Origin of the sequence: Simplicispira lacusdiani (genome assembly GCF_003604195.1) — a bacterium.
Classification (GTDB): Bacteria; Pseudomonadota; Gammaproteobacteria; order Burkholderiales; family Burkholderiaceae_C; genus Simplicispira; species Simplicispira lacusdiani.
Genome location: NZ_QXGR01000003.1, coordinates 110274 through 133755, shown reverse-complemented (window position 1 = coordinate 133755; position 23482 = coordinate 110274). Strand labels below are relative to the sequence as shown.

Below are 23482 nucleotides of genomic sequence, written 5' to 3'. Positions count from 1 at the left end.
CGTTGCGCGACGGCAAATTTGTATCGGTGCGCTGTGTTGTGGCAATCGATGGCACAATGGCGCCCGTACCAGGCCCTTCCCCAGCCACAGTCGCATCCGCCAATCGGTTCAGCCGTGTCGCGGAAGGTTTTCAAACCACCAAATGCTTTCCAGAGGAAAGCGGAGGTCAGCGGAATATGAGCGAGACCACGTCCGTCTATCAAGCCTACCAAGGCAACACCTACCTCTTCGGCGGCAATGCGCCCTATGTCGAAGAGATGTACGAAAACTACCTGGCCAACCCCGGCAGCGTGCCCGATACCTGGCGCGAGTATTTCGACGCGCTGCAGCACGTCCCCGCCGTGGATGGTTCCAATGCCAAGGATGTTCCGCACCTCCCGGTGGTCAATGCCTTCGCCGAGCGTGCCAAGGCCGGTGGCACCAAGGTGGTGGTCGCCAGCGCCGACGCCGAAATGGGCCGCAAGCGCACGGCCGTGCAGCAGCTGATCGCCGCCTACCGCAACGTCGGCCAGCGCTGGGCAGATCTCGATCCCCTCAAGCGCGCAGAGCGCCCCCCGATTCCCGAGCTGGAGCCGTCGTTCTACGGCTTCACCGATGCCGACCAGGAAACGGTGTTCGACACGAGCAACACCTTCTTCGGCAAGGACAAGATGCCGCTGCGCGAGCTGATCAATGCGCTGCGCGAAACCTACTGCGGCACCCTGGGCACGGAGTACATGTACACCTCCGACCAGGCGCAGAAGCGTTGGTGGCAGCAAAAGCTGGAGTCCATCCGCAGCAAGCCCCAGTTCAACGCGGACAAGAAGAAGCATATCCTCGACCGCCTGACGGCGGCAGAAGGCCTGGAGCGATTCCTGCACACCAAGTACGTGGGCCAGAAGCGCTTCTCGCTGGAAGGCGGTGAGAGCTTCATCGCCGCGATGGACGAGCTGATCCAGCAGGCTGGCGCGCGTGGCGTACAGGAAATCGTGATTGGCATGGCCCACCGTGGCCGCCTGAACGTGCTGGTCAACACCCTGGGCAAGATGCCTGCGGACCTGTTTGCCGAGTTCGACCACACCGCTCCCGAAGACCTGCCCGCTGGCGACGTGAAGTACCACCAGGGCTTCAGCTCCGACGTGGCCACCCCCGGTGGCCCGGTTCACCTGTCCCTGGCATTCAATCCCTCGCACCTGGAAATCGTCAACCCCGTGGTCGAAGGCTCGGTGCGCGCCCGCATGGACCGCCGTGGCGACGCCGAGGGCGACCAGGTGCTGCCCGTGCTGGTGCACGGCGATGCGGCCTTCGGCGGGCAGGGCGTGAACCAGGAAACCCTGTGCCTTGCCCAGACCCGTGGCTACACCACCGGCGGCACGGTGCACCTGATCATCAACAACCAGATCGGTTTCACCACCTCCGACCCGCGCGACATGCGCTCCAGCACCTTCTGTACCGACATCGTCAAGATGGTCGAGTCCCCGGTGCTGCACGTCAACGGCGATGATCCGGAGGCCGTGGTGCTGGCCACCCAGCTGGCGCTGGAATTCCGCATGGAATTCCGCCAGGACGTGGTGGTGGACATCACCTGCTTCCGCAAGCTGGGCCACAACGAGCAGGACACCCCGGCGCTGACCCAGCCGCTGATGTACAAGAAGATCGCGGCCCACCCCGGCACGCGCAAGCTCTACGCCGACCGGCTGGCCACCCAGGGCCTGGGTGAAACGCTGGGCGACGACATGGTGAAAGCCTATCGCGCCGCCATGGATGCCGGCAAGCACACGGTCAACCCCGTGCTGACCAACTTCAAGAGCAAGTACGCCGTGGATTGGTCGCCCTTCCTGGGCAAGAAGTGGACCGATGCTGGCGACACCGCGATCCCCCTGACCGAATGGAAGCGCCTGGCCGAGAAGCTGACCGTCATTCCCGAAAGCGTCACGCCGCACCAGCTCGTGAAGAAGGTCTACGACGACCGCGCCGCGATGGGCCGGGGCGATATTCCCGTGGACTGGGGCATGGGCGAGCACATGGCCTTTGCCTCGCTGGTGGCCAGCGGTTACCCCGTGCGCCTGTCGGGCGAGGACTGCGGCCGTGGCACCTTCACCCACCGCCATGCCGTGATCCACGACCAGAAGCGTGAGAAATGGGACACCGGCACCTACGTGCCGCTGCAGAACGTGGCCGAGAACCAGGCACCGTTCGTCGTGATCGACTCCATCCTGTCGGAAGAGGCCGTGCTGGGCTATGAATACGGCTATGCCTCCAACGATCCCAACACCCTGGTGATCTGGGAAGCACAGTTCGGCGACTTCGCCAACGGCGCGCAGGTGGTGATCGACCAGTTCATCGCCTCGGGCGAGGTGAAGTGGGGCCGTGTGAACGGCATCACGCTGATGCTGCCACACGGCTACGAAGGCCAGGGCCCCGAGCACAGCTCGGCCCGCCTGGAACGCTTCATGCAGCTGGCGGCCGACACCAACATGCAGATCGTGCAGCCCACCACGGCCAGCCAGATTTTCCATGTGCTGCGCCGCCAGATGGTGCGCAACCTGCGCAAGCCCCTGGTCATCATGACCCCCAAGTCGCTGCTGCGGAACAAGGACGCGACCTCTCCGCTGTCCGAATTCACCAAGGGCGCGTTCCAGACCGTGATTCCGGAGCAGGACGAAGCGATCAACAAGAAGGCCGACAAGGTCAAGCGCGTGATCGCCTGCTCGGGCAAGGTGTACTACGACCTGGTGAAGAAGCGCACCGAGAAGGAAGCCTCCGACGTGGCCATCGTCCGCATCGAGCAGCTCTACCCCTTCCCGCACAAGGCCTTCGCCACCGAGCTCAAGAAGTACCCCAACGCCACGGACATCGTGTGGTGCCAGGACGAGCCGCAGAACCAGGGTGCCTGGTTCTTCATCCAGCACAACATCCACGAGAACATGCTCGATGGTCAGAAGCTGGGCTACGCCGGCCGCGCCGCCTCCGCATCGCCCGCCGTGGGTTACGCGCACCTGCACCAGGAGCAGCAGAAGGCCCTGGTCGATGCCGCGTTCGCCAAGCTCAAGGGTTTTGTCCTGACCAAGTAAGGCCGGAAACCCCTCACTCAGTACAAAACACCTTTCTGGAAAGAATTCAAAATGGCTATCGTAGAAGTCAAAGTCCCCCAGTTGTCCGAGTCCGTGGCCGAAGCCACCATGCTGACCTGGAAGAAGAAGGCCGGTGAGGCCGTCACCGCCGATGAAATCCTGATCGAGATCGAGACCGACAAGGTTGTGCTCGAAGTGCCCGCGCCCTCGTCTGGCGTGCTGGCCGAGATCGTGGTGGGTGATGGCGGCACCGTGGTGTCCGACCAGCTCATCGCCAAGATCGACACCGAAGGCAAGGCCGGCGCCAGCGCTGCTCCCGCTGCTGCTGCTGCCGCACCGGCTGCTGCGGCTCCCGCGCCCGTCGCCGCTGCCGCTGCTGCAACGGGTGGCGCCAAGGGCAATGTGGCCATGCCGGCCGCCGCCAAGCTGCTGGCCGACAACAACCTGTCCGTGGGCGCCGTGGCGGGCACGGGCAAGGACGGCCGCGTGACCAAGGGCGATGTGCTCGCCGCCGTGGCCGGTGGCGTGCAATCCACCGCCGCCGTGATCCCTACCGGCGTGCCCACCAAGGTGCTGCCCCAAGTGGCAGCCCCCGTGGCCAAGCCGGACCTGGGCGACCGCCCCGAGCAGCGCGTGCCCATGAGCCGCCTGCGCGCCCGCGTGGCCGAGCGTCTGCTGCAGTCGCAGTCGTCCAACGCCATCCTGACCACGTTCAACGAAGTGAACATGGCGCCCGTGATGGAAATGCGCAAGAAGTTCCAGGACGCGTTCACCAAGGAACACGGCGTGAAGATCGGCTTCATGAGCTTCTTCGTCAAGGCCGCAGTGCACGCCCTGAAGAAGTTCCCCGTGCTCAACGCATCGGTTGATGGCAACGACATCGTCTACCACGGCTACTTCGACATCGGTATCGCTGTGGGTTCGCCCCGTGGCCTGGTGGTGCCCATCCTGCGCAACGCCGACCAGATGAGCTTCGCCGACATCGAGAAGAAGATCGCCGAGTTCGGCAAGAAGGCGGCCGAAGGCAAGCTGGGCATTGAAGAAATGACCGGCGGCACCTTCTCCATCTCCAACGGCGGCACCTTCGGCTCGATGATGTCCACCCCCATCATCAACCCGCCGCAGTCGGCCATCCTGGGCGTGCATGCCACCAAGGACCGTGCCGTGGTGGAGAACGGCCAGGTCGTGGTTCGTCCGATGAACTACCTGGCCATGTCCTACGACCACCGCATCATCGACGGCCGCGAAGCCGTGCTGGGCCTGGTCGCCATGAAGGATGCGCTGGAAGATCCGTCGCGCCTGCTGTTCGACATCTGATCCTGCCAGAACCCCATTGACCCACCCGCGCGGCCCGTCTACTTTCAGGCCCGCCGGTGGGTTTTTCTCCAAACGATTGAGCGAGTAATCATGAGCAAACAATTCGACGTCATCGTCATCGGCGGCGGCCCTGGCGGCTACATCGGCGCCATCCGCGCCGCGCAGCTGGGCTTCAACGTGGCCTGCATCGACGAGTGGAAGAACGACAAGGGCGGCCCGGCCCCCGGCGGCACCTGTACCAACGTGGGTTGCATCCCCTCCAAGGCGCTGCTGCAGTCGTCCGAGCATTTCGAGCACGCCAACAAGCACTTTGCCGAGCACGGCATCAGCACCGGCAAGGTGACGATGGACGTGGCCAAGATGGTCGGCCGCAAGGACGCCGTGGTGAAGCAGAACAACGACGGCATCCTGTACCTGTTCAAGAAGAACAAAGTCAGCTTCTTCCACGGCCGCGGCTCCTTCGTCAAGGCGGTCGAGAGCGGCTACGAGATCAAGGTGGCCGGCGTGACGGAAGAGACCCTGGTGGGCAAGCAGGTCATCGTCGCCACGGGCTCCAACGCCCGCGCGCTTCCCGGCGTGGCGTTCGACGAGGAGAACATCCTGTCGAATGACGGTGCGCTGCGCATCGGCGCCGTGCCGAAGAAGCTGGGCGTGATCGGCTCGGGCGTGATCGGCCTGGAGATGGGTTCGGTCTGGCGCCGCCTGGGCGCCGACGTGACCGTGCTCGAAGGCCTGCCCACGTTCCTGGGCGCGGTCGATGAGCAGATCGCCAAGGAAGCCAAGAAGGCCTTCGACAAGCAGGGCCTGAAGATCGAGCTGGGCGTGAAGATCGGCGACATCAAGACCGGCAAGAAGGGCGTGAGCGTCGCCTATACCAACGCCAAGGGCGAGGCCCAGGCGCTGGACGTGGACAAGCTCATCGTGTCGATCGGCCGCGTGCCCAACACCATCGGCCTGAACGCTGAAGGAGTGGGCCTGCAGCTCGACGAGCGCGGCGCCATCGTGGTGGATGGTGACTGCAAGACCAACCTGCCCGGCGTCTGGGCCGTGGGCGACGTGGTGCGCGGCCCCATGCTGGCGCACAAGGCCGAGGAAGAGGGCGTGGCCGTGGCCGAGCGCATCGCGGGCCAGCACGGGCATGTGAACTTCAACACCATCCCCTGGGTGATCTACACCAGCCCCGAGATCGCGTGGGTCGGCCGCACCGAGCAGCAGCTCAAGGCGGACGGCGTGAAGTACAAGGCCGGTAGCTTCCCCTTCCTGGCCAACGGCCGCGCGCGCGCGCTGGGCGACACGACCGGCATGGTCAAGTTCCTGGCCGATGCGGCGACGGACGAGATCCTGGGCGTGCATATCGTGGGCCCCATGGCCAGCGAGCTGATCGCCGAGGCCGTGGTGGCCATGGAGTTCAAGGCCAGTGCCGAGGACATCGCGCGCATCTGCCACGCCCACCCGAGCCTGAGCGAAGCGACCAAGGAAGCGGCACTGGCCGTCGACAAGCGCACGCTCAACTTCTGATTTGAGGCAGAATCGGCTGCCAGCGCCCATTCATAGGGCGCTGGCAGCTATTGTTTTTGCAGCATAAAAGCATACCGAAGTGAACGTCAAACAGGCTTACCAGGCCGAACTGGCCGCCAAGGGGTTCCAGAGCGATCCCGCGCAACTGCGCGCGGTCGATGCGCTTGACCGCTGCGCGCAGGACTGGGCGGCCTACAAGACGCAGCGCTCGAACGCGCTCAAGAAGTTCATCAACCGCCCCGATATTCCCCGGGGCGTGTACATGTACGGCGGTGTGGGGCGCGGCAAGAGCTTCCTCATGGACTGCTTCTTCAACGCCGTGCCGCTCAAGCGCAAGGTGCGCCTGCATTTCCATGAGTTCATGCGCGAGGTGCACCGCGAGCTGGCGGCCCTGCAGGGCACGCAGAACCCGCTCGACGTGCTGGGCCAGCGCATCGCCAAGCGTTACAAGCTCATCTGCTTCGATGAATTCCACGTGGCGGACATCACCGACGCCATGATCCTGCACCGTCTGCTGGCGGCGCTGTTCGACAACGGCGTGGGCTTCGTCACCACGTCCAACTTCGAGCCCGATGGCCTGTACCCCAACGGCCTGCACCGCGACCGCATCCTGCCGGCCATCGAACTGCTCAAGCAGAAGCTCGAAGTCATCAACGTGGACAACGGCACCGACTACCGTCGCCGCACGCTGGAACAAGTCAAGCTCTACCACACCCCCCTGGGCCCCGAGGCTGATGCCGCGATGAACGCGGCCTTCGACCAGCTGGCCGAGGTGCACGATGAAGACCCGGTGCTGCACATCGAGGCGCGCGAGATCCAGGCGCGGCGCAAGGCCGGTGGCGTGGTCTGGTTCGATTTCAAGACCCTGTGCGGCGGCCCGCGCTCGCAGAACGACTACCTGGAGATCGCCACGCAGTTCCATACCGTGCTGCTCTCTGACGTGCCCTACATGCCCGTGAGCCTGGCCTCACCCGCCCGGCGCTTCACCTGGCTGGTGGACGTGCTGTACGACCGCCGCGTCAAGCTGATCCTGTCGGCCGCCGTGCCGCCCGAGCAGCTCTACACCGATGGCCCGCTGGCCCACGAATTCCCGCGCACGGTCTCGCGGCTCAACGAGATGCAGTCCAAGGAATTCCTGGCGCTGGAGCGCCGCGTCGTGGACACGGGGCTGACATGAAGACTCTTTCGGGTGCCTGCGGGGCCGCCTGCCTGTTCGTGCTGCTGCAGTCGGCCGCGGTCCACGCGCAAGAGACGGCGCGCGCGCCTGGCCAGCCTCCGATGGAGGCCGAACGGACCGCCGAGCGCGAGCGCATCCGCCAGGAAGAGGGCGCCATTGCGGGCCGCTTGCGGCAGGCCGAAACCGCTTGCTACCAGCGCTTTGCCGTCGAAGATTGCCTGCGCGATGCGCGCCGCGATGCGCGAGCGCAGCGGGCTGTTTTGCGCCAGCGCGAGTCGGTGCTGGACGATGCCGAGCGCCGCGAGCGCGCCGCGCGGCGATTGCAGGGCGTTGCCCAGCGCCAGGCCGAGCACGCCGCCCCGGAGCCCCGGATGGCTCCCCCTCGGTTGCCCAAGGAGCCGGACCCGCAGGGCCCCAGGTCGCGTGCCAGCAAGCAGGGCGAGCGGGAAGCCGCCGCGCGCGCGCACCACGAGAAGCAGCGCCAGGCCCTGGACCAGCAGGCCCAGCGCAACCGCCAGCAGCAGCTGGAAAAGCAGCAGGCCGCCAGCGAGCGCAAGGCCCGCGTGCAGCAGCAGCAGGAGCAGGACAAGGCCCGCGGCCACAAGCCCTCGGCGCCCTTGCCTTAGAACGGTTCACGATCTTTTCACGGGGCGCGCATGGCGGCAACCCGCCACGCACGACGCTGCCCGCCTTGCCCGGGCCGCCATCATCCCACGCAGCAAAGCAGACGCCGCATCGCGCGGCCAGTCCGTGGCGGGGATCAGGTCCGTGAGCCGGCGGCGGGGGGCGGAGTGAACAGCGGCGCCAGGGGCGCGACCTTCTTTTCCTCGATCAGGGCTTCGATCTTCACGATCACCAGCGAGAGGTTGTCGCCGCCTCCGCGCGCGCGCATGCGGGCCTTCTCGATCAGGAACTCCGTGGCCTCGCGTGGGGTCAGCGACTCCACCACCGAGCCCAGTTCCGTGGGCGAGAAGTAGTGCCACACGCCATCGCTGCAGGCCAGCAGCACGTCGCCCGGGTTGAGCTGATGGATCATGTGCATGGTGATGGGGGGATCGCTCTCGGTGCCGAGGCACCCCACCAGGATGTTGGAGTGCGGGTGGACGTTGGCCTCGGCCTCGGTGATCTCGCCCCGGTCCACCAGTGCCTGCACATAGGAATGGTCGCTGGTGCGGTGCATCATGCGGCCGTTCTGGAAGTGGTAGATGCGCGAGTCGCCGGCATGCGCCCAGTGGCAATCGCCGCGTGGGTTGATGAGGAAGGCGGCGATGGTGCTGTGCGGCTCCTGCTCCGAGGTGATCGCTGTCAGGCGGATGACAATGTGCGCCTCCTGCACCATGTTTTTGAGCATGGCTTCCGCGTCGTCGGTGTCGGGTGAATAGCGCTCGAACAGCTGCTTCGCGGTCATCATGACCTGGTCGGAAGCCTTGCGCCCGCCGCTGCGCCCACCCATGCCGTCGGCCAGCACGCCCAGCACGCAGCCGTTGTAACGCGGATGCGACAGCAGGGCCACCTGGTCCTGCTGGTATTCCCGGTCACCCTTGTGGATGCCGGTGGAGGCTGTGAGGCGGATCGCTTGGGACATTCCGTGGATTGTGGTGGAGGCAGGGCCAGCCGTGGGTCGGATGCCCTGCAGGAAGACGTATTATCAAATGCTGTGTGGCATTTTTACCATGCTGCCAGCCCATGGGGCCCGCTCGTCTTGGATTTTTCACCCTCCACCCTTGAAACAAGTTGTACGCCGCTGGCGCAGGCGGTGGCGCAGGCGTTCTCCGCCGATGGCGCGCTGGCGCGGACTGAGGCGGATTTCCGGCCCCGCGCGGGCCAAACCGAGATGGCGCTCGCGGTGGCGCGCACCATCGAGGTGGGCGGTGTGCTGGTGGCCGAGGCCGGCACAGGCGTGGGCAAGACTTTCTCCTACCTGGTGCCAGCCTTGCTCAGCGGCGAACGCGTGCTGCTGTCGACCGCCACCAAGGCCCTGCAGGACCAGCTCTTCGCGCGCGATCTGCCACGGCTCGCGCAGGCGCTGGGCGTGCCGGTGCGCATGGCCCTGCTCAAGGGGCGGGGCAGCTATCTGTGCCTGCACCGGCTGGAGCAGGCACGCCAGGAAGGCATGGCGCATGACGGCAGCGTGGCGGCGGAGCTGGCGCGCATGGAGCTGTGGGCGCAGGCCACGCGCACAGGGGACCTGGCGGAGCTGCCGGGCCTCGATGAACGCTCCGCCGTCCTCCCGCTGGTGACTTCCACGCGCGAGAACTGCCTCGGTTCCGCCTGCTCGCGTTTTCGCCAGTGCCATGTGAACCAGGCGCGGCGCGAGGCACTGGCGGCCGATGTGGTGGTGGTCAACCACCACTTGTTCTTCGCCGACCAGGCGGTGCGCGAGTCGGGCATGGCCGAGCTGTTGCCCACGGTGCGCGTGGTGGTCTTCGACGAGGCGCACCAGCTCAACGAAACCGGGGTGCTGTTCCTGGGCACGCAGCTGGGCACCGGCCAGTTGCTTGATTTCGCGCGCGACCTGCTGGCGGCCGGCATGCAGCGCGCGCGTGGCATGGCCGACTGGCAGGGCCTGTGCGCGAAGCTGGAGCGCGCGGCGCGCGACCTGCGCCTGCTGGCGAGCCATGCCGCCCCCGGGGCGCGACTGGCCTGGACGGACGGCGTACCAGAGGGGCTGGCAGCCCACGCCTGGCACGCCGCGCTGGACCAGGTTCAGCAGGCATGTGGGCTGTGCCTGCAGTCGCTGGACGTGGTGCAGGACATGGCGCCGGATTTCCTGCGCCTGCGGGAGCGTGGCGCGGCCCTGGGCGCCGCGGTGCAGCACTTTGCCGGCCCCTGTGCCGAGGGCGCGGTGCGCTGGGCCGATGCCGGCCTGCAGCTGCGGCTGGTCGAGGCGCCGCTCGACATCGCCGAGGCCATGCGCGCACGCTTGCCGGCACCCTTGGCTCCAGCGGAACCCGAGGGCGCGCCGTCTGGGTGGCAGGACGCCACGGGGCGGGCCTGGATCTTCACGTCGGCCACCCTGGGCAGTGACGACCGGCTGCGCTGGTTCACCGAGCCTTGCGGGCTGGAGGATGCGCAGGTGCTGCGGGTGCAAAGTCCGTTCGATTATGCCACGCAGGCGGCGCTGTATGTGCCGCGCGGCCTGCCGTCCCCGTCGGACCCCGCGCACTGCCCGCTGCTGGCGCGCTGGGTGGGCGATGCGGCCGAGCGCCTGGGTGGGCGAACCCTGGTGCTGACGACCACGCTCAAGGCCCTGCGGCTGATCGGCGAGGCCTTGCAACAGCGGTTTTCCGGTGCGCAGCGCATCGAGGTGCTGGTGCAGGGGCAGGGTGCCAAACGCCGGCTGATGGAGCGTTTCCGTGCCGCGGAAGGCGCGGGCCGGCCGGGTTGCATCCTGGTGGCGTCAGCGACGTTCTGGGAGGGCTTCGACGTGCCCGGAGATGCGCTGCAGATGGTCGTGATCGACAAGTTGCCGTTCCCTCCGCCAGGCGATCCGCTGGTCCAGGCGCGCTCCGAGCGGTTGAAGCAGGCGGGGCGCAGTCCGTTCAAGGATCATGCGCTGCCCGAGGCGGCCGTGGCGCTCAAGCAGGGCGCCGGCCGGCTGATTCGGCACGAATCGGATCGGGGGGTGCTGGTGGTGGGCGACACGCGCCTGCTCACCATGGGCTATGGCAAGCGTCTGTTGGCGGCGCTGCCGCCCATGCGGCGCCTGGAATCGGAAGAGGACTTCAGCGAGGTGCTCGCCGCGCTCACCAGAACTTCCACCACGGATCGCTCTTGCCCTTGATGCCGTGGCTCATGAAGTTGCTCTGCGGGTAGGAGGCTTCCATCACCCGGCGGGCGTCGTCGCGCAGCTGGGTCAGGCCCAGCGCGTCGTAGGACTGGATCAGGATGTAGAGCGCCTCTTCCTGGGCGGGCACGGCCTGGTAGTCCGACAGGGCGACCTGGGCGCGGCTGATCGCGGCCACGTAGGCGCCGCGCAGGAAGTAGTAGCGCGCCACATGCACCTCGTACTGGGCCAGCGAGTTGACGATGTAGGTCATGCGCAGGCGCGCGTCCTGGGCGTAGCGGGAGTCCGGGAAGCGTGTGCTGAGTTCGCGGAATGATTCGAAGGAATCCTTGGCGGCTTTCTGGTCGCGCTCGGACAGATCCTGCTGAGACAGCCACGAGAACATGCCCAGACTGTCGTTGAAGTTCACCAGCCCCTTGAGGTACAGCGCGTAATCCAGCGCCGGGCTGGCCGGATGCAGCTTCATGAAGCGGTCGAGCGTGGCGATGGCCTGGGCCTTTTCGCCACCCTTGTACTGTGCGTAGGCCTTGTCGAGCTGCGCCTGCTGGGCCAGCGGCGTGCCGGCGGCGCGGCCTTCGAGCTTTTCAAGCAGCGGCACGGCCTTGTCGTAGCCGCCGCCATTGAGTTCGTCGCGCGCCTCGGCGTAGATGCGGTCGGTCGTCCAGCCCGCGGTTTTGTCTTCCGGGGTGCTGGAGCAGCCCGCCGTGAGCAGGCTGGCCGCCAGCAGGACGGGGAGGAACGCATGGGGTGCACGCAGCATGTCGGGCAGCTTTCTGGCAATTAAAGGCATGGATGTCTCGGGAGGCCGCTGCCGCTGGGCGGCAGGCGAAACAGGAGCAGGCCATTGTACCGGCGCCTGCCTGGCAGCGCGGGACGGGCTTTCTACAATGCAGGCATGTTTGTCCACCTGCGCCTGCACACCGAATTTTCCGTCGTCGACGGCACCAACCGCATCGATGAGGCGGTTGGCTCGGCCGCCACCGACCGCCAGCCCGCGCTGGCCATCACCGATTTCAACAACCTGTTTGGCGCCATCAAGTTCTACAAGGCGGCGCGCGGCAAAGGCATCAAGCCCGTGCTCGGCGCCGAAATCCTGCTCGAAGGCGAGGGCGGTGCCGCGCCATCGCGCATGGTCCTGCTGGTGCAGGGCATGCAGGGCTACCTCAACCTGTCGGAGCTGCTGGCGCGTGCCTGGACGCGCAACGTGGTCAAGGCGCAGGCTGTCTGCACCTGGGCGTGGCTGCAGGAACTGGGCGAGGGGCTGATCGTGCTGTCGGGTGCTCAAGCCGGCCCCGTGGGCCAGGCGCTGGCACGCGGCGACGATGCCGGCGCGGCCGACCTGGCGCTGCGCCTGGCGGGCCTGTTTCCGCACCGCTTCTACCTAGAGCTCCAGCGCGCCGGCCGAGCCGACGACGAGGCCCATGTCGTGGCCGCCGTGCAGCTGGCGGCCCGGCTGAGCCTGCCCGTGGTGGCCACGCACCCCGTGCAGTTCGCCACCGAGGACGACTACGAGGCGCATGAAGCGCGCGTGTGCATCGCCGAGGGCGAGATCCTGGGCAACCCCCGGCGCGTGCGCCGTTTCACGCGCGAGCAGTATTTCAAGACGGCCGCGCAGATGGAGGCACTGTTCGCCGATGTGCCCTCGGCCATCGCCAACACCGCCGAGATAGCCCGGCGCTGCAATTTGTCGCTGGTGCTGGGCAAGCCGCAACTGCCCAATTTCCCCATTCCTGGCGGCATGACCATGGAGGAGTATTTCCGCCATGCATCGCACGAAGGCCTGGAAGAGCGCCTGCTGCACCTGTACCCCAGCCCCGCCGAGCGCGACGCCCAGCGCCCGCGCTACGTCGAGCGCCTGGAGTTCGAGCTGGGCACCATCCTCAAGATGGGTTTTCCGGGCTACTTCCTGATCGTGGGCGACTTCATTCAGTGGGCCAAGAACAATGGCTGCCCCGTGGGTCCGGGCCGGGGCTCGGGCGCCGGCTCGCTCGTGGCCTACGCGCTCAAGATCACCGACCTCGATCCGCTGCAGTACAACCTGCTGTTCGAGCGCTTCCTGAACCCCGAGCGGGTGTCCATGCCCGACTTCGACATCGACTTCTGCCAGGCCAACCGCGACCGCGTGATCGACTATGTGAAGGACAAGTACGGCAAGGACGCCGTGAGCCAGATCGCCACCTTCGGCACCATGGCAGCTAAGGCCGCCATCCGCGACGTGGGCCGGGTGATGGACCTGAGCTATACCTTCTGCGATGGCATCTCCAAGCTGGTGCCTGCCAAGCCCGGCATGTCGTACACGCTGCAGTACCCGCCCGAGCCCAAGAAGGAGGGCGACAAGAACAACTACGCGCTGGAGCTTGAGCCTCAGCTTTACGAGCGCGTGCGCAAGGAAGAGGACGTGCGCACCGTCATCGAGATGGCGCAGAAGCTCGAAGGCATGACGCGCAACATCGGCATGCACGCCGGCGGCGTGCTGATCGCTCCGGGCAAGCTCACTGACTTCTGTCCGCTCTACCAGCAGCCGGGCAGCGAGTCGGCCGTGAGCCAGTACGACAAGGACGACGTGGAGGCCATCGGCCTGGTGAAGTTCGACTTCCTGGGGCTGGCGACGCTCACCATCCTGGAGATCGCCAAGGAGTTCATCGTCCAGCGGCACAAGGGCCAGGAGGACTTCGCGTTCGAGAAGGTCGCGCTGGACGACGCGCCTACCTACCGGCTGTTCTCCGAGGGCAAGACCGAGGCGGTGTTCCAGTTCGAATCGCGCGGCATGCAGGGTATGCTCAAGGAGGCCAAGCCCAGCCGCCTGGAGGACCTGATCGCCCTGAACGCGCTGTACCGCCCGGGCCCGATGGACCTGATCCCGAGCTTTGTGAACCGCAAGCACGGCAAGGAGGTGGTGGAGTACCCGCACCCGCTGGTGGAACCCGTGCTGGCCGAGACCTACGGCATCATGGTCTACCAGGAGCAGGTGATGCAGACCGCCCAGGTGCTGGGCGGTTACAGCCTGGGCGGTGCCGACATGCTGCGCCGTGCCATGGGCAAGAAGAAGGCCGAGGAGATGGCCGAGCACCGCGCCATCTTCCGCAAGGGTGCCGCCGAGAAGGGCATCAGCCAGGAGAAGGCCGACGAGGTGTTCGACCTGATGGAGAAGTTCGCGGGCTACGGCTTCAACAAGTCGCATGCCGCCGCTTACTCGCTGCTGGCCTACCACACGGGCTGGCTCAAGGTGCACTACACGGCCGAGTTCTTCTGCGCCAACATGACCGTCGAAATGGACGACACCGACAAGCTCAAGGTGTTGTACGAGGACGCGAAGAAGAACTTCGGCATGGACTTCGAGGCGCCCGACATCAACCGGGGTCGCTACCGCTTCGAGCCGGTCACGGACAAGGTCATCCGCTACGGTTTGGGCGCCGTCAAGGGCACGGGCCAGCAGGCCATCGAGGCCATCGTCGCCGCGCGCGAAGGCCGGGGCGAAGGGCACCGGGGCTCCACCAGCGGGCCGTTCACCAGCCTGTTCGACTTCTGCGTGCGCGTGGACCGCAGCAAGATCAACAAGCGCACGGTGGACGCGCTCATCAAGGCCGGCGCCTTCGATGCGCTCAACCTGCACCGCGCGGCGCTCTCGGCGTCGCTGGACCGGGCTTTCGACTTCGCCGCGGCCCAGTTGGCCAACGCCAACCAGGGCGGCCTGTTCGACATGATGGGCGACGACGCCCACGGTTCCAGCACGCAGGAGCCCGACCTGGTGGAGGTGCCGCCCTGGGGCGTGCGCGAGCGCCTCACGCACGAGAAAACGGCGCTGGGCTTCTACCTCTCGGGCCACCTGTTCGACGAATCGGCCCGCGAGGTGGGCCGGTTCGTGCGCACGCGCGTGGCCGATCTCGTGGACACGCGCGAGACGCAGACCATCGCCGGCATCATGAGCGACTTTCGCGTGGTCAACGGCATGCGCGGCCGGCAGGGCATCTTCGTGCTCGACGACACCTCGGCGCGGGTCGAGGCTTCGGCCAGCGATGCGGTCATCCAGCAGTTCCGCGACCTGCTCAAGGACGACGAGCTGGTCATCGTCAGCGGCCGCCTGCAGCCCGGGCGCAACGGTTTCGAGGCGCGCTTCATCGTGCAGCAGGTGATGGACCTGCCCACCGCGCGCTGCCGTTTCGGCAAATACCTGCGCGTGGCGGTGGGCGACACGCCGCCCGAGGTGGCGCGGCTGCTGCGCGAATTCCTGCCGCGGCGTGAATCCACCGAGCACGGCGAGCTGCAGCACGGCCTGCGCGTGCGCCTGGGCGTGCGCTGCGCAGAAGGGCAGGAGGGCGCCATGGCGGAGCTGCAACTGGGCGACGCCCACCGCACCTATCCCAGCGATGCTTCGCTGGCCGCCTGGCGCGCCCAGGCGGCCGGTGGCGATGCCACGATTGTTTACGACTGAGAGACCGGCGGCAGGGGCTTGAAAACACCCCGCCAGTGGTCAATTTCCAAGGTAATGCAACCGTATCCGCGGGTCGCTAGAATGAAATTCATGGCAACGAAACCCCCTTCATCCCCCCCCGCGCCTGCCGTGCAGAGGCCCGCGCCGGACGACGGCGGTTCGGTCGTGCTCGAAAGGCTGCCGCAAAAGACCCAGCCGCCGCAGATGTACCAGGTGCTGATGCTCAACGACGACTACACCCCCATGGAGTTCGTCATCGTCGTGCTGCAGGAATTCTTCAGCAAGGACCGCGAAACGGCCACCCAGATCATGCTCAAGATCCACCTCGACGGCAAAGGCGTCTGCGGCGTGTATTCGCGCGACATCGCCGCCACCAAGGTGGACCAGGTGCTCGATGCGGCGCACCAGGCCGGGCATCCGTTGCAATGCATTTGCGAGCCGGTTGAATAAACGCCGGTCCGACCCGATCTACATCCCTAGTCATCCCTTACCTGCAAGCACAAAGGAGTTCACATGATTGCCCAGGAACTGGAAGTCAGCTTGCACATGGCCTTCGTCGAGGCCCGCCAGCAGCGCCACGAGTTCATCACCGTGGAGCACCTGCTGCTCGCCCTGCTCGATAACCCCAGCGCAGCCGAGGTGCTGCGCGCTTGTTCGGCCAATATCGAGGATCTGCGAGGATCTCTCGCCAACTTCATCAAGGACAACACCCCCCAGGTGGCTGGCACCGATGAGGTGGACACCCAGCCCACGCTGGGGTTCCAGCGCGTGATCCAGCGCGCCATCATGCACGTGCAGTCCACCGGCAACGGCAAGAAAGAAGTGACCGGCGCCAACGTGCTCGTCGCCATCTTCGGCGAGAAGGATTCGCACGCCGTCTACTACCTGCACCAGCAGGGCGTGACGCGCCTGGACGTGGTCAACTACATCGCACACGGCATCAAGAAGGGCGAGCCGCCCGAGCCCGCCAAGGGTTCGGACCACCCGTCCGAGAGCGAGGAAGGCCCCTCTGGCGAGAAAAACGAGAAGGCCTCGCCGTTGGAGCAGTTCACGCAGAACCTGAACCAGCTCGCCAAGGACGGCAAGATCGACCCGCTGATCGGCCGCCACTACGAGGTGGAACGCACCATCCAGATCCTGTGCCGCCGCCGCAAGAACAACCCGCTGCTGGTGGGCGAGGCCGGCGTGGGCAAAACGGCCATCGCCGAGGGCCTGGCCTGGCGCATCACCCAGAACGACGTGCCCGAGATCCTGGCCGAGGCCACCGTGTACTCGCTCGACATGGGCGCGCTGCTGGCAGGCACCAAGTACCGGGGTGATTTCGAGCAGCGCCTCAAGGGCGTGCTCAAGAGCCTGAAGGACAAGCCGCACGCCATCCTGTTCATCGACGAGATCCACACCCTCATCGGTGCGGGCGCGGCCTCGGGCGGCACGCTGGACGCGTCCAACCTGCTCAAGCCCGCGCTCAGTTCGGGCTCGCTCAAGTGCATCGGCGCCACCACCTTCACGGAATACCGTGGCATCTTCGAGAAGGACGCGGCCCTGTCGCGGCGCTTCCAGAAGGTGGACGTGGTCGAGCCCACCGTGGCCGAAACCATCGACATCCTCAAGGGCCTCAAGAGCCGCTTCGAAGAGCACCACAGCGTGAAGTACGCCGCTGCCGCCTTGCAGGCCGCCGCCGAGCTGAGCGCCAAGTACATCAACGACCGGCACCTGCCCGACAAGGCCATCGACGTGATCGACGAGGCCGGCGCAGCGCAGCGCATCCTGGTGGCCAGCAAGCGCAAGAAGACCATCGGCAAGGCTGAAATCGAGGAAATCGTTGCCAAGATCGCCCGCATCCCGCCCGCGAACGTGAGCAACGACGACCGCGGCAAGCTGCAGACGCTGGAGCGCGACCTCAAGAGCGTGGTCTTCGGCCAGGACAAGGCGCTGGAAGTGCTCGCCTCGTCCGTGAAGATGGCGCGCTCGGGCCTGGGCAAGGGCGACAAGCCCATCGGCTCCTTCCTGTTCAGCGGCCCCACGGGCGTGGGCAAGACCGAGGCCGCCAAGCAGCTCGCCTACATCCTGGGCATCGAGCTGATCCGCTTCGACATGTCGGAGTACATGGAGCGCCACGCCGTGAGCCGCCTCATCGGCGCGCCCCCCGGCTACGTGGGCTTCGACCAGGGCGGCCTGCTGACCGAGGCGATCACCAAGAAGCCGCACGCCGTGCTGCTGCTCGACGAGATCGAGAAGGCCCACCCGGACATCTTCAACGTGCTTCTGCAGGTCATGGACCACGGCACGCTGACCGACAACAACGGGCGCAAGGCCGACTTCCGCAACGTCATCATCATCATGACGACGAACGCGGGCGCCGAGACCATGAACAAGGCCACCATCGGCTTCACCAACCCGCGCCAGGCGGGCGACGAAATGGGCGACATCAAGCGCCTGTTCACGCCCGAATTCCGCAACCGGCTGGATGCCATCGTGAGCTTCAAGGCGCTGGACGAGCAGATCATCCTGCGCGTGGTCGACAAGTTCCTGCTGCAGCTCGAAACACAGCTGGCCGAGAAGAAGGTGGAAGTCACCTTCACCGACAAGCTGCGCAAGTACCTGGCCAAGAAGGGCTTCGACCCCCTCATGGGCGCCCGCCCCATGCAGCGCCTGATCCAGGACACCATCCGCCGCGCCCTGGCCGACGAGCTGCTGTTCGGCCGTCTGCAGGACGGCGGCCGTCTGACGGTGGACATGGAGGTCAAGACCGACGAGAAGGGCGTGGAAACCGCCGACGTCCAACTCGACATCCAGCCACTGCCCAAGAAAGACAAGGCGACGAAGTCCGAGCCGGCGGAGCCGGAGGAGGCAACGGCGGATTGAGCGCGGGTTTCTCCCCCGTGGCCACGGCCCGCAGAGCGCAAGCCCTGCGGGCTTTTTCTTTTTGCAGGCCGTTGTCAGCCCCTTGCATGCTGTCTAGGTTTGCTATTTATTTAGGAGCTGCTAACGTCCATTGATAAAGCGCTACAGGCCAATATCACCATATTTTCATTGGCCCATGCCCTTGCAACGGTTACATTCACTCAATATCCATTCCGAGCGTCCCCGCGCCCCGCATGTCCTCCCACACCTTCCTCTGGCACGACTACGAAACCTTCGGCGCCAACACCCGGCGCGACCGGCCGGCGCAGTTCGCCGCCATCCGCACCGATGCCGCGCTGAACGAGATCGGCGAGCCGGTCATGCTGTACTGCCAGCCGTCCAACGATTACCTGCCCGATCCACAGTCCTGCCTCATCACCGGCATCACGCCCCAGGTGGCCTGGGAGCGCGGCGTGCCCGAGCGCGAATTTGCCGCGCGCATCGAGGCCGAGATGGCCCAGCCCGGCACCGTGGGCGTGGGCTACAACACCATCCGCTTCGACGACGAGATCACGCGCTTCATGTTCTGGCGCAACCTCATCGACCCCTATGCGCGCGAATGGCAGAACCAGTGCGGCCGCTGGGACCTGCTCGACGTGGTGCGCCTGGCCTATGCGCTGCGGCCCGACGGGATCGTGTGGCCGACCAAGGAAGACGGCTCGCAGAGCTTCAAGCTGGAGCACCTGACCCAGGCCAACGGTCTTCAGCACGAGGCCGCGCACGATGCGCTGTCGGACGTGCGCGCCACCATTGCGTTGGCGCGGCTGCTGCGCCAGCACAACCCCCGGCTGTTCGACTTCGCCTTCAGCCTGCACAAGAAGGACCGCGTGGCCGCCGAGCTGCGCCTGCCCGCCACCGCGCAGACGGCGCGGCCCTTTCTACATGTCTCGGGCATGTTCCCGGCCGAGCGCGGCTGCCTGGCCGTGATGTGGCCGCTGGCCAGCCATCCCACGAACAAGAACGAGATCATCGCCTGGGACCTGGCACACGACCCGCGCGAACTGGCCCTGCTGGACACCGACACGCTGCGCCTGCGCATGTTCACCCGTTCGGCCGACCTGCCCGAGGGCGTCACGCGCCTGCCCATCAAGACGGTGCACCTGAACAAGTCGCCCATGGTGGTGGGCAATGTGAACACGCTCACGCCGGCGCTGGCGCAGCGCTGGGGCATCGACCTGGCACAGGCGGCGGCACACGCCGAGGTGGCGCGCGCTCTGCCCGACATGAGCGCCATCTGGCCCGCCGTGTTTGCCCGCCCGCCCGAGCCCGCGCCCGACGTGGAGCAGGACCTCTATGGCGGCTTCGTCGGCAACAACGACCGCCGCCGCCTCAACGACCTGCGCGCCATGACCGGCGAGCAGCTCGCCCGCAGCCGCGCCGCGTTCGACGACCCGCGCCTGGCCGAGCTGTTCTGGCGCTACCGCGCGCGCAATTTCCCGGCCACGCTCACGCCCGAGGAGGCCGAGCGCTGGGAAGCACACCGCCGCGCCTGCCTGTTCGACGGGGCCGGGGGCGCGCGCACCGTGGACCAGCTCTTCACCGAGATCGACCAGCTTTCGGAAACCGCCGACGAACGCGCGGAAACCATTCTTGGGGCGCTGTACGATTGGGCCGAAACCATCGCGCCTGAGCACTGAACCGACCCCGCAGGCACCGCCATGTCCGAGCCGTCCGCACTCCCCGCCAGCATCGGCAAATACCGCATCGAGCGCGAGATCGGGCGGGGCGCCAGCGGCGTGGTGTTTCTGGGGCTGGACGGCTTCCGGGGCCGGCGCGTGGCCATCAAGCAGATGCACCCGCACCTGCTGGCGGACCCCGCGCAGGCCCAGCACTACCGCCGCCTGCTGCGCAACGAGGCAGCGCTGGCGGGCCGCCTGCGCCACCCGCACATCGTGCGCCTGCTCGACGCCGACGAAGAGGCCACGCCGCCCTACCTGGTGCTCGAATACGTGCAGGGCCGCCCGCTGTCGGACTTCGCCAAGGCCGATGCGCTGCTGCCCGTGGCCCAGGTGCTCGACATCGCCTTCAAGTGCGGCCACGCGCTGGAGCACGCCCAGCGCCAGGGCCTGGTGCACCGCGACATCAAGCCCGCCAACATCCTGCTCACGGACGACGGCGAGATCAAGCTGCTCGACTTCGGCGCCGCGCTCTCGGTGCGCAGCGAGGCCACGCAGCTCGCGGGCCTGGTGGGCTCGCCCTCGTACATGTCGCCCGAGCAGGTGCGCGAGGAGGCGCTCACGCACCACAGCGACATGTTCTCGCTCGCCGTGGTGGTCTACGAGCTGCTCACCGGCCGCCGTCCGTTCGACGGCGACACCGACTTCGCCACGCTCTACCGCATCGGCCACGACGAGCCCGCGCCGCCCAGCCTGCTGCGCCCGGCCCTGCCCGAGGCGCTGGACCGCTGGCTGCTGCGCGCCCTGGCCAAGCCGGCCGCGCAGCGCTACCCCACCTGGACGGACTGGAGCGACGCTCTGCTGGCGCTGGGCCAGAGCCTGCCGCGCCAGCGCTCGCAGGACACCGAGACCGAGCGCTTCGCGTGCCTGCGCGCGCTGCCGTTCTTCGCCGACTTCCACGACGTGGTGTTGTGGGAGCTGATGCGCCTGGGCAAATGGCGCCGCCTGGAGCGCGGCACGGTGCTGATGCGCGAGAACACGCCGGGCGACTCGTTCTGCATCCTGATCGAAGGGCAGGTGGCCGTGAGCCGCCAGGGCTGGAACCTCAGCACCCTCGGGCCGGGCGTGACGCTGGGCGAGATGACCTACCTGCGCCCCGACAGCAAGCTGCGCACCGCCACCGCCGTGGCCGAGACCGACGTTCTGGTGCTCAAGATTCGCAACCCCGCGCTGCGCGAGGCCTCGGAAGACCTGCAGTCGCGCTTCGACAAGGCCTTCATCAAGCTGCTGGTGGGTCGGCTCATCGCCACCAACGAGCAGCTGGCCGAATGGGAGCTGGTGGCAGCGCCGCCGGCCGAACCGCGCGTGTGATGCTCCTGCTTTGATAGCTTCTGGCGCTTGATGGGCGGGCGCTAAAGGCCGTTTTTGCCAATATTCAACCAAAGAACCGGTAGCACACCACGATGGCCGCGACCACGCCCGCCAGCTCGGCCAGCAGCGCGCAGGCCACGGCATGGCGGGCGCGTTGGATGCCCACGGCGCCGAAGTACACCGCCAGCACGTAGAACGTGGTTTCGGTGCTGCCCTGGATGGTGGCGGCGGCCAGCGCGGCGAAGCTGTCCACGCCCTGGGTCTGCATGGTCTCGATCAGCATGGCGCGCGCGGCGTTGCCTGAGAAGGGCTTGACCAGGGCCGTGGGCAGTGCATCGACAAAGCGCGCATCCATGCCCAGCACCTCCACGCACCAGCGGATGGCGTCGAGCGCGTAGCCCAGCGCGCCCGAGGCGCGGAACACGCCCACGGCGCACAGCATGGCCACCAGGTAGGGCAGCAGGCCCTTGGCCACGTCGAAGCCCTCCTTGGCGCCTTCGATGAAGGCCTCGTACACCGGCACCTTGCGCCAGGCGCCCAGGCAGACAAACAGCAGCACCAGCGCGAACAGGGTGAGGTTGCCCAGCAATGACGACAGCTGCGCCAGCGCCGCGCCGCTCAGCGAGGCGAGCAGGGCCATGAAGGCACCGAGCAGCAGCGCCACCGGCAGCAGGTAGGCCAGCACCACCGGGCTCCATAGCGGCAGGCGCTGCACCAACGCCACGCCCAGCAGCCCCACCAGCGTGGAGGCCGAGGTCGCCAGCAGGATGGGCAGGAACACCAGCGTGGGGTCCGGCGCGCCCTGCTGCATGCGGTACATGAAGATGGTGACCGGCAGCAGCGTGAGCGAGGAGGCGTTGAGCACCAGGAACAGGATCTGCGCGTTGGTGGCGGTGTCGGGCCGGGGGTTGAGCGTCTGCAGCGCGTGCATGGCCTTCAGGCCCATGGGCGTGGCCGCGTTGTCCAGCCCCAGCGCGTTGGCGGCGAAGTTCAGCGTCATCAGGCCCAGGGCCGGGTGGCCGCGCGGCACGCCCGGCATGAGCCGCGCGAACAGCGGCGCCAGCCAGCGCGCCAGCGCGTCCACGATGCCGGCCTTCTCGGCGATGCGCAGGAAGCCCAGCCACAGCGTGAGCGTGCCGAACAGCAGCACCATGACCTCGACCGAGAGCTTGGCCATGGCGAACAGGGCCTCGACCATGGCGGCGAAGATCTGGGGGTTGCCGCCACCGAGCCATTGGGTCAGTGCAGCGACAGCGGCGGTGAGAAAAAAACCCAGCCACAAGGTGTTGAGCATCAGAAGGGCGCAGCAGGGAGAGTCTGGAAGGCGTCAAGGTTACCTGCGTTTATGCCGCTTTCAGCACATTCCGGCGGGTGTATAACCATACCTCCCGGGTCGCGCGCTTGCGCTTGGCCTGCAACCGATGTGACCCGCCGCGCTGGCGCGCCACGACAACAAGGAACATGCAACATGGGCGCACAGTGGAAAGCCAAGGGCAAGGCACAGGTAGCCGACGCCAAGGGCAAGCTGTTTGGCAAGCTGGTGAAGGAAATTCTGGTCGCGGCACGCGGTGGTGCCGATCCGGCGACGAATGCTCGCCTGCGCCTGGTGGTGGAACAGGCTCGCAAGGCCTCCATGCCCAAAGACACGCTGGAGCGCGCCATCAAGAAGGGCTCGGGCACGGGCACCGAGGCGGTGCACTACGAGCATGTGATCTACGAAGGTTTTGCGCCGCACCGCGTGGCGGTGATGGTCGAATGCCTGACGGACAACGTGAACCGCACCGCGCCCGAGATGCGCGTGCTGTTCCGCAAGGGGCAACTGGGCACTTCGGGTTCGGTGGCGTGGGATTTCGACCACGTGGGACTGATCGAGGCCGAGCCCGCCACGACGGGTGCCGACCCCGAGGTGGCTGCCATCGAAGCCGGCGCGCAGGACTTCGAACCGGCCGACGAGGAGGGCGCGACCCTGTTCATCACCGACCCGACGGACCTCGACCTGGTAAGCCGTGCCTTGCCTGGCCAGGGCTTCACGGTGCTGTCGGCCAAGCTGGGCTACCGGCCGAAGAACCCTGTGGACCCCGCGAGCCTTAGCGCAGAGCAGTTGGAGGAGGTGGAGACCTTCCTCGCCGCCATTGATGCCAACGACGATGTGCAGAATGTGTACGTCGCTCTGGCGGGCTGAGGGAGCCTGGGTCCACCCCGCGTCAGCCGGCCCCCCGCGCCTCGTGGAGGCGCTGGATGCATGGGATATTCTGAACCCGCTGCATGGGTCACCGCGCCACGGTAGAGTTTCTGCACAGTGCACAG

At 66.8% G+C, this 23482-nt stretch carries 15 protein-coding genes; 12 read left to right on the top strand and 3 right to left on the bottom strand.

Features of this window, described 5'->3' with window-relative positions; genetic code table 11:
- The first annotated feature begins 176 nt into the window (after positions 1-176).
- The 5 genes from D8S75_RS05130 to D8S75_RS05110 all read left to right on the top strand — a co-directional run bounded on the left by D8S75_RS05130 (position 177) and on the right by D8S75_RS05110 (position 7691).
- Positions 177-3053, top strand: a complete 2877-nt coding sequence (locus D8S75_RS05130; RefSeq protein ID WP_119964881.1) for a 2-oxoglutarate dehydrogenase E1 component — start codon at positions 177-179, stop codon at positions 3051-3053.
- A gap of 51 nt (positions 3054-3104) precedes the next feature.
- On the top strand, positions 3105-4370 hold the full coding sequence (odhB, locus tag D8S75_RS05125; protein ID WP_119964880.1) for a 2-oxoglutarate dehydrogenase complex dihydrolipoyllysine-residue succinyltransferase: 1266 nt from the start codon (positions 3105-3107) through the stop codon (positions 4368-4370).
- A gap of 90 nt (positions 4371-4460) precedes the next feature.
- On the top strand, positions 4461-5888 hold the full coding sequence (lpdA, locus tag D8S75_RS05120) for a dihydrolipoyl dehydrogenase (RefSeq protein ID WP_119964879.1): 1428 nt from the start codon (positions 4461-4463) through the stop codon (positions 5886-5888).
- A gap of 79 nt (positions 5889-5967) precedes the next feature.
- Positions 5968-7065 carry a cell division protein ZapE gene (gene zapE, locus D8S75_RS05115; protein WP_119964878.1) on the top strand — a complete coding sequence of 366 codons (1098 nt, stop codon included), beginning with the start codon at positions 5968-5970 and terminating at the stop codon, positions 7063-7065.
- A complete protein-coding gene (locus D8S75_RS05110) occupies positions 7062-7691 on the top strand; it encodes a hypothetical protein (protein WP_119964877.1) in 630 nt (209 codons plus the stop codon). The genes zapE and D8S75_RS05110 overlap by 4 nt, the downstream gene beginning before the upstream one ends.
- 134 nt (positions 7692-7825) lie before the next feature.
- Here D8S75_RS05110 and D8S75_RS05105 read toward each other — a convergent pair whose 3' ends face one another.
- Entirely contained in the window at positions 7826-8650 is an 825-nt protein-coding gene (locus D8S75_RS05105) for a PP2C family protein-serine/threonine phosphatase (protein WP_119965105.1), read from the bottom strand.
- 117 nt (positions 8651-8767) lie between these two features.
- Here D8S75_RS05105 and yoaA point away from each other — a divergent pair, with 117 nt between their 5' ends.
- Entirely contained in the window at positions 8768-10849 is a 2082-nt protein-coding gene (gene yoaA / locus D8S75_RS05100) for a DNA repair helicase YoaA (RefSeq protein ID WP_232828912.1), read from the top strand.
- Here yoaA and D8S75_RS05095 read toward each other — a convergent pair.
- Positions 10812-11612, bottom strand: a complete 801-nt coding sequence (locus D8S75_RS05095) for an outer membrane protein assembly factor BamD (protein ID WP_119964875.1) — start codon at positions 11610-11612, stop codon at positions 10812-10814. The genes yoaA and D8S75_RS05095 overlap by 38 nt on opposite strands.
- A 135-nt stretch (positions 11613-11747) precedes the next feature.
- Here D8S75_RS05095 and dnaE point away from each other — a divergent pair, with 135 nt between their 5' ends.
- From dnaE to D8S75_RS05070, 5 genes are all read left to right on the top strand, one after another.
- A complete protein-coding gene (gene dnaE, locus D8S75_RS05090) occupies positions 11748-15284 on the top strand; it encodes a DNA polymerase III subunit alpha (RefSeq protein WP_119964874.1) in 3537 nt (1178 codons plus the stop codon).
- A gap of 81 nt (positions 15285-15365) precedes the next feature.
- The gene (gene clpS, locus D8S75_RS05085) at positions 15366-15734 is read left to right on the top strand and encodes an ATP-dependent Clp protease adapter ClpS (protein WP_119964873.1); all 369 of its coding nucleotides are present in this window, start codon (positions 15366-15368) and stop codon (positions 15732-15734) included.
- 63 nt (positions 15735-15797) lie between these two features.
- Positions 15798-18149, top strand: a complete 2352-nt coding sequence (gene clpA, locus D8S75_RS05080) for an ATP-dependent Clp protease ATP-binding subunit ClpA (protein WP_119964872.1) — start codon at positions 15798-15800, stop codon at positions 18147-18149.
- Between the two features lie 233 nt (positions 18150-18382).
- Entirely contained in the window at positions 18383-19825 is a 1443-nt protein-coding gene (sbcB, locus tag D8S75_RS05075) for an exodeoxyribonuclease I (RefSeq protein ID WP_119964871.1), read from the top strand.
- A 21-nt stretch (positions 19826-19846) separates the two neighbouring features.
- Complete coding sequence (locus D8S75_RS05070; protein ID WP_119964870.1) at positions 19847-21175, top strand: protein kinase domain-containing protein; 1329 nt, start codon at positions 19847-19849, stop codon at positions 21173-21175.
- A gap of 64 nt (positions 21176-21239) precedes the next feature.
- Here D8S75_RS05070 and D8S75_RS05065 read toward each other — a convergent pair whose 3' ends face one another.
- Positions 21240-22469, bottom strand: coding sequence for a spore maturation protein (locus D8S75_RS05065; RefSeq protein ID WP_119964869.1), 1230 nt, complete (start codon positions 22467-22469; stop codon positions 21240-21242).
- Positions 22470-22643: 174 nt separating this feature from the next.
- Between D8S75_RS05065 and D8S75_RS05060 the strand changes: the two genes are divergently transcribed.
- Positions 22644-23357: a YebC/PmpR family DNA-binding transcriptional regulator gene (locus D8S75_RS05060; RefSeq protein WP_119964868.1), complete on the top strand. Its 714-nt coding sequence runs from the start codon at positions 22644-22646 to the stop codon at positions 23355-23357.
- Positions 23358-23482 lie beyond the last annotated feature (125 nt).

Bases quoted from the DNA above. Each gene is read 5' to 3' on its own strand.
- D8S75_RS05095 (WP_119964875.1), bottom strand. From the start codon at position 11,612: ATGCTGCGTGCACCCCATGCGTTCCTCCCCGTCCTGCTGGCGGCCAGC.
- sbcB (WP_119964871.1), top strand. From the start codon at position 18,383: ATGTCCTCCCACACCTTCCTCTGGCACGACTACGAAACCTTCGGCGCC.
- D8S75_RS05105 (WP_119965105.1), bottom strand. From the start codon at position 8,650: ATGTCCCAAGCGATCCGCCTCACAGCCTCCACCGGCATCCACAAGGGT.
- D8S75_RS05070 (WP_119964870.1), top strand. From the start codon at position 19,847: ATGTCCGAGCCGTCCGCACTCCCCGCCAGCATCGGCAAATACCGCATC.
- D8S75_RS05060 (WP_119964868.1), top strand. From the start codon at position 22,644: ATGGGCGCACAGTGGAAAGCCAAGGGCAAGGCACAGGTAGCCGACGCC.
- dnaE (WP_119964874.1), top strand. From the start codon at position 11,748: ATGTTTGTCCACCTGCGCCTGCACACCGAATTTTCCGTCGTCGACGGC.
- D8S75_RS05110 (WP_119964877.1), top strand. From the start codon at position 7,062: ATGAAGACTCTTTCGGGTGCCTGCGGGGCCGCCTGCCTGTTCGTGCTG.
- odhB (WP_119964880.1), top strand. From the start codon at position 3,105: ATGGCTATCGTAGAAGTCAAAGTCCCCCAGTTGTCCGAGTCCGTGGCC.
- clpA (WP_119964872.1), top strand. From the start codon at position 15,798: ATGATTGCCCAGGAACTGGAAGTCAGCTTGCACATGGCCTTCGTCGAG.
- D8S75_RS05065 (WP_119964869.1), bottom strand. From the start codon at position 22,469: ATGCTCAACACCTTGTGGCTGGGTTTTTTTCTCACCGCCGCTGTCGCT.
- lpdA (WP_119964879.1), top strand. From the start codon at position 4,461: ATGAGCAAACAATTCGACGTCATCGTCATCGGCGGCGGCCCTGGCGGC.
- clpS (WP_119964873.1), top strand. From the start codon at position 15,366: ATGAAATTCATGGCAACGAAACCCCCTTCATCCCCCCCCGCGCCTGCC.
- D8S75_RS05130 (WP_119964881.1), top strand. From the start codon at position 177: ATGAGCGAGACCACGTCCGTCTATCAAGCCTACCAAGGCAACACCTAC.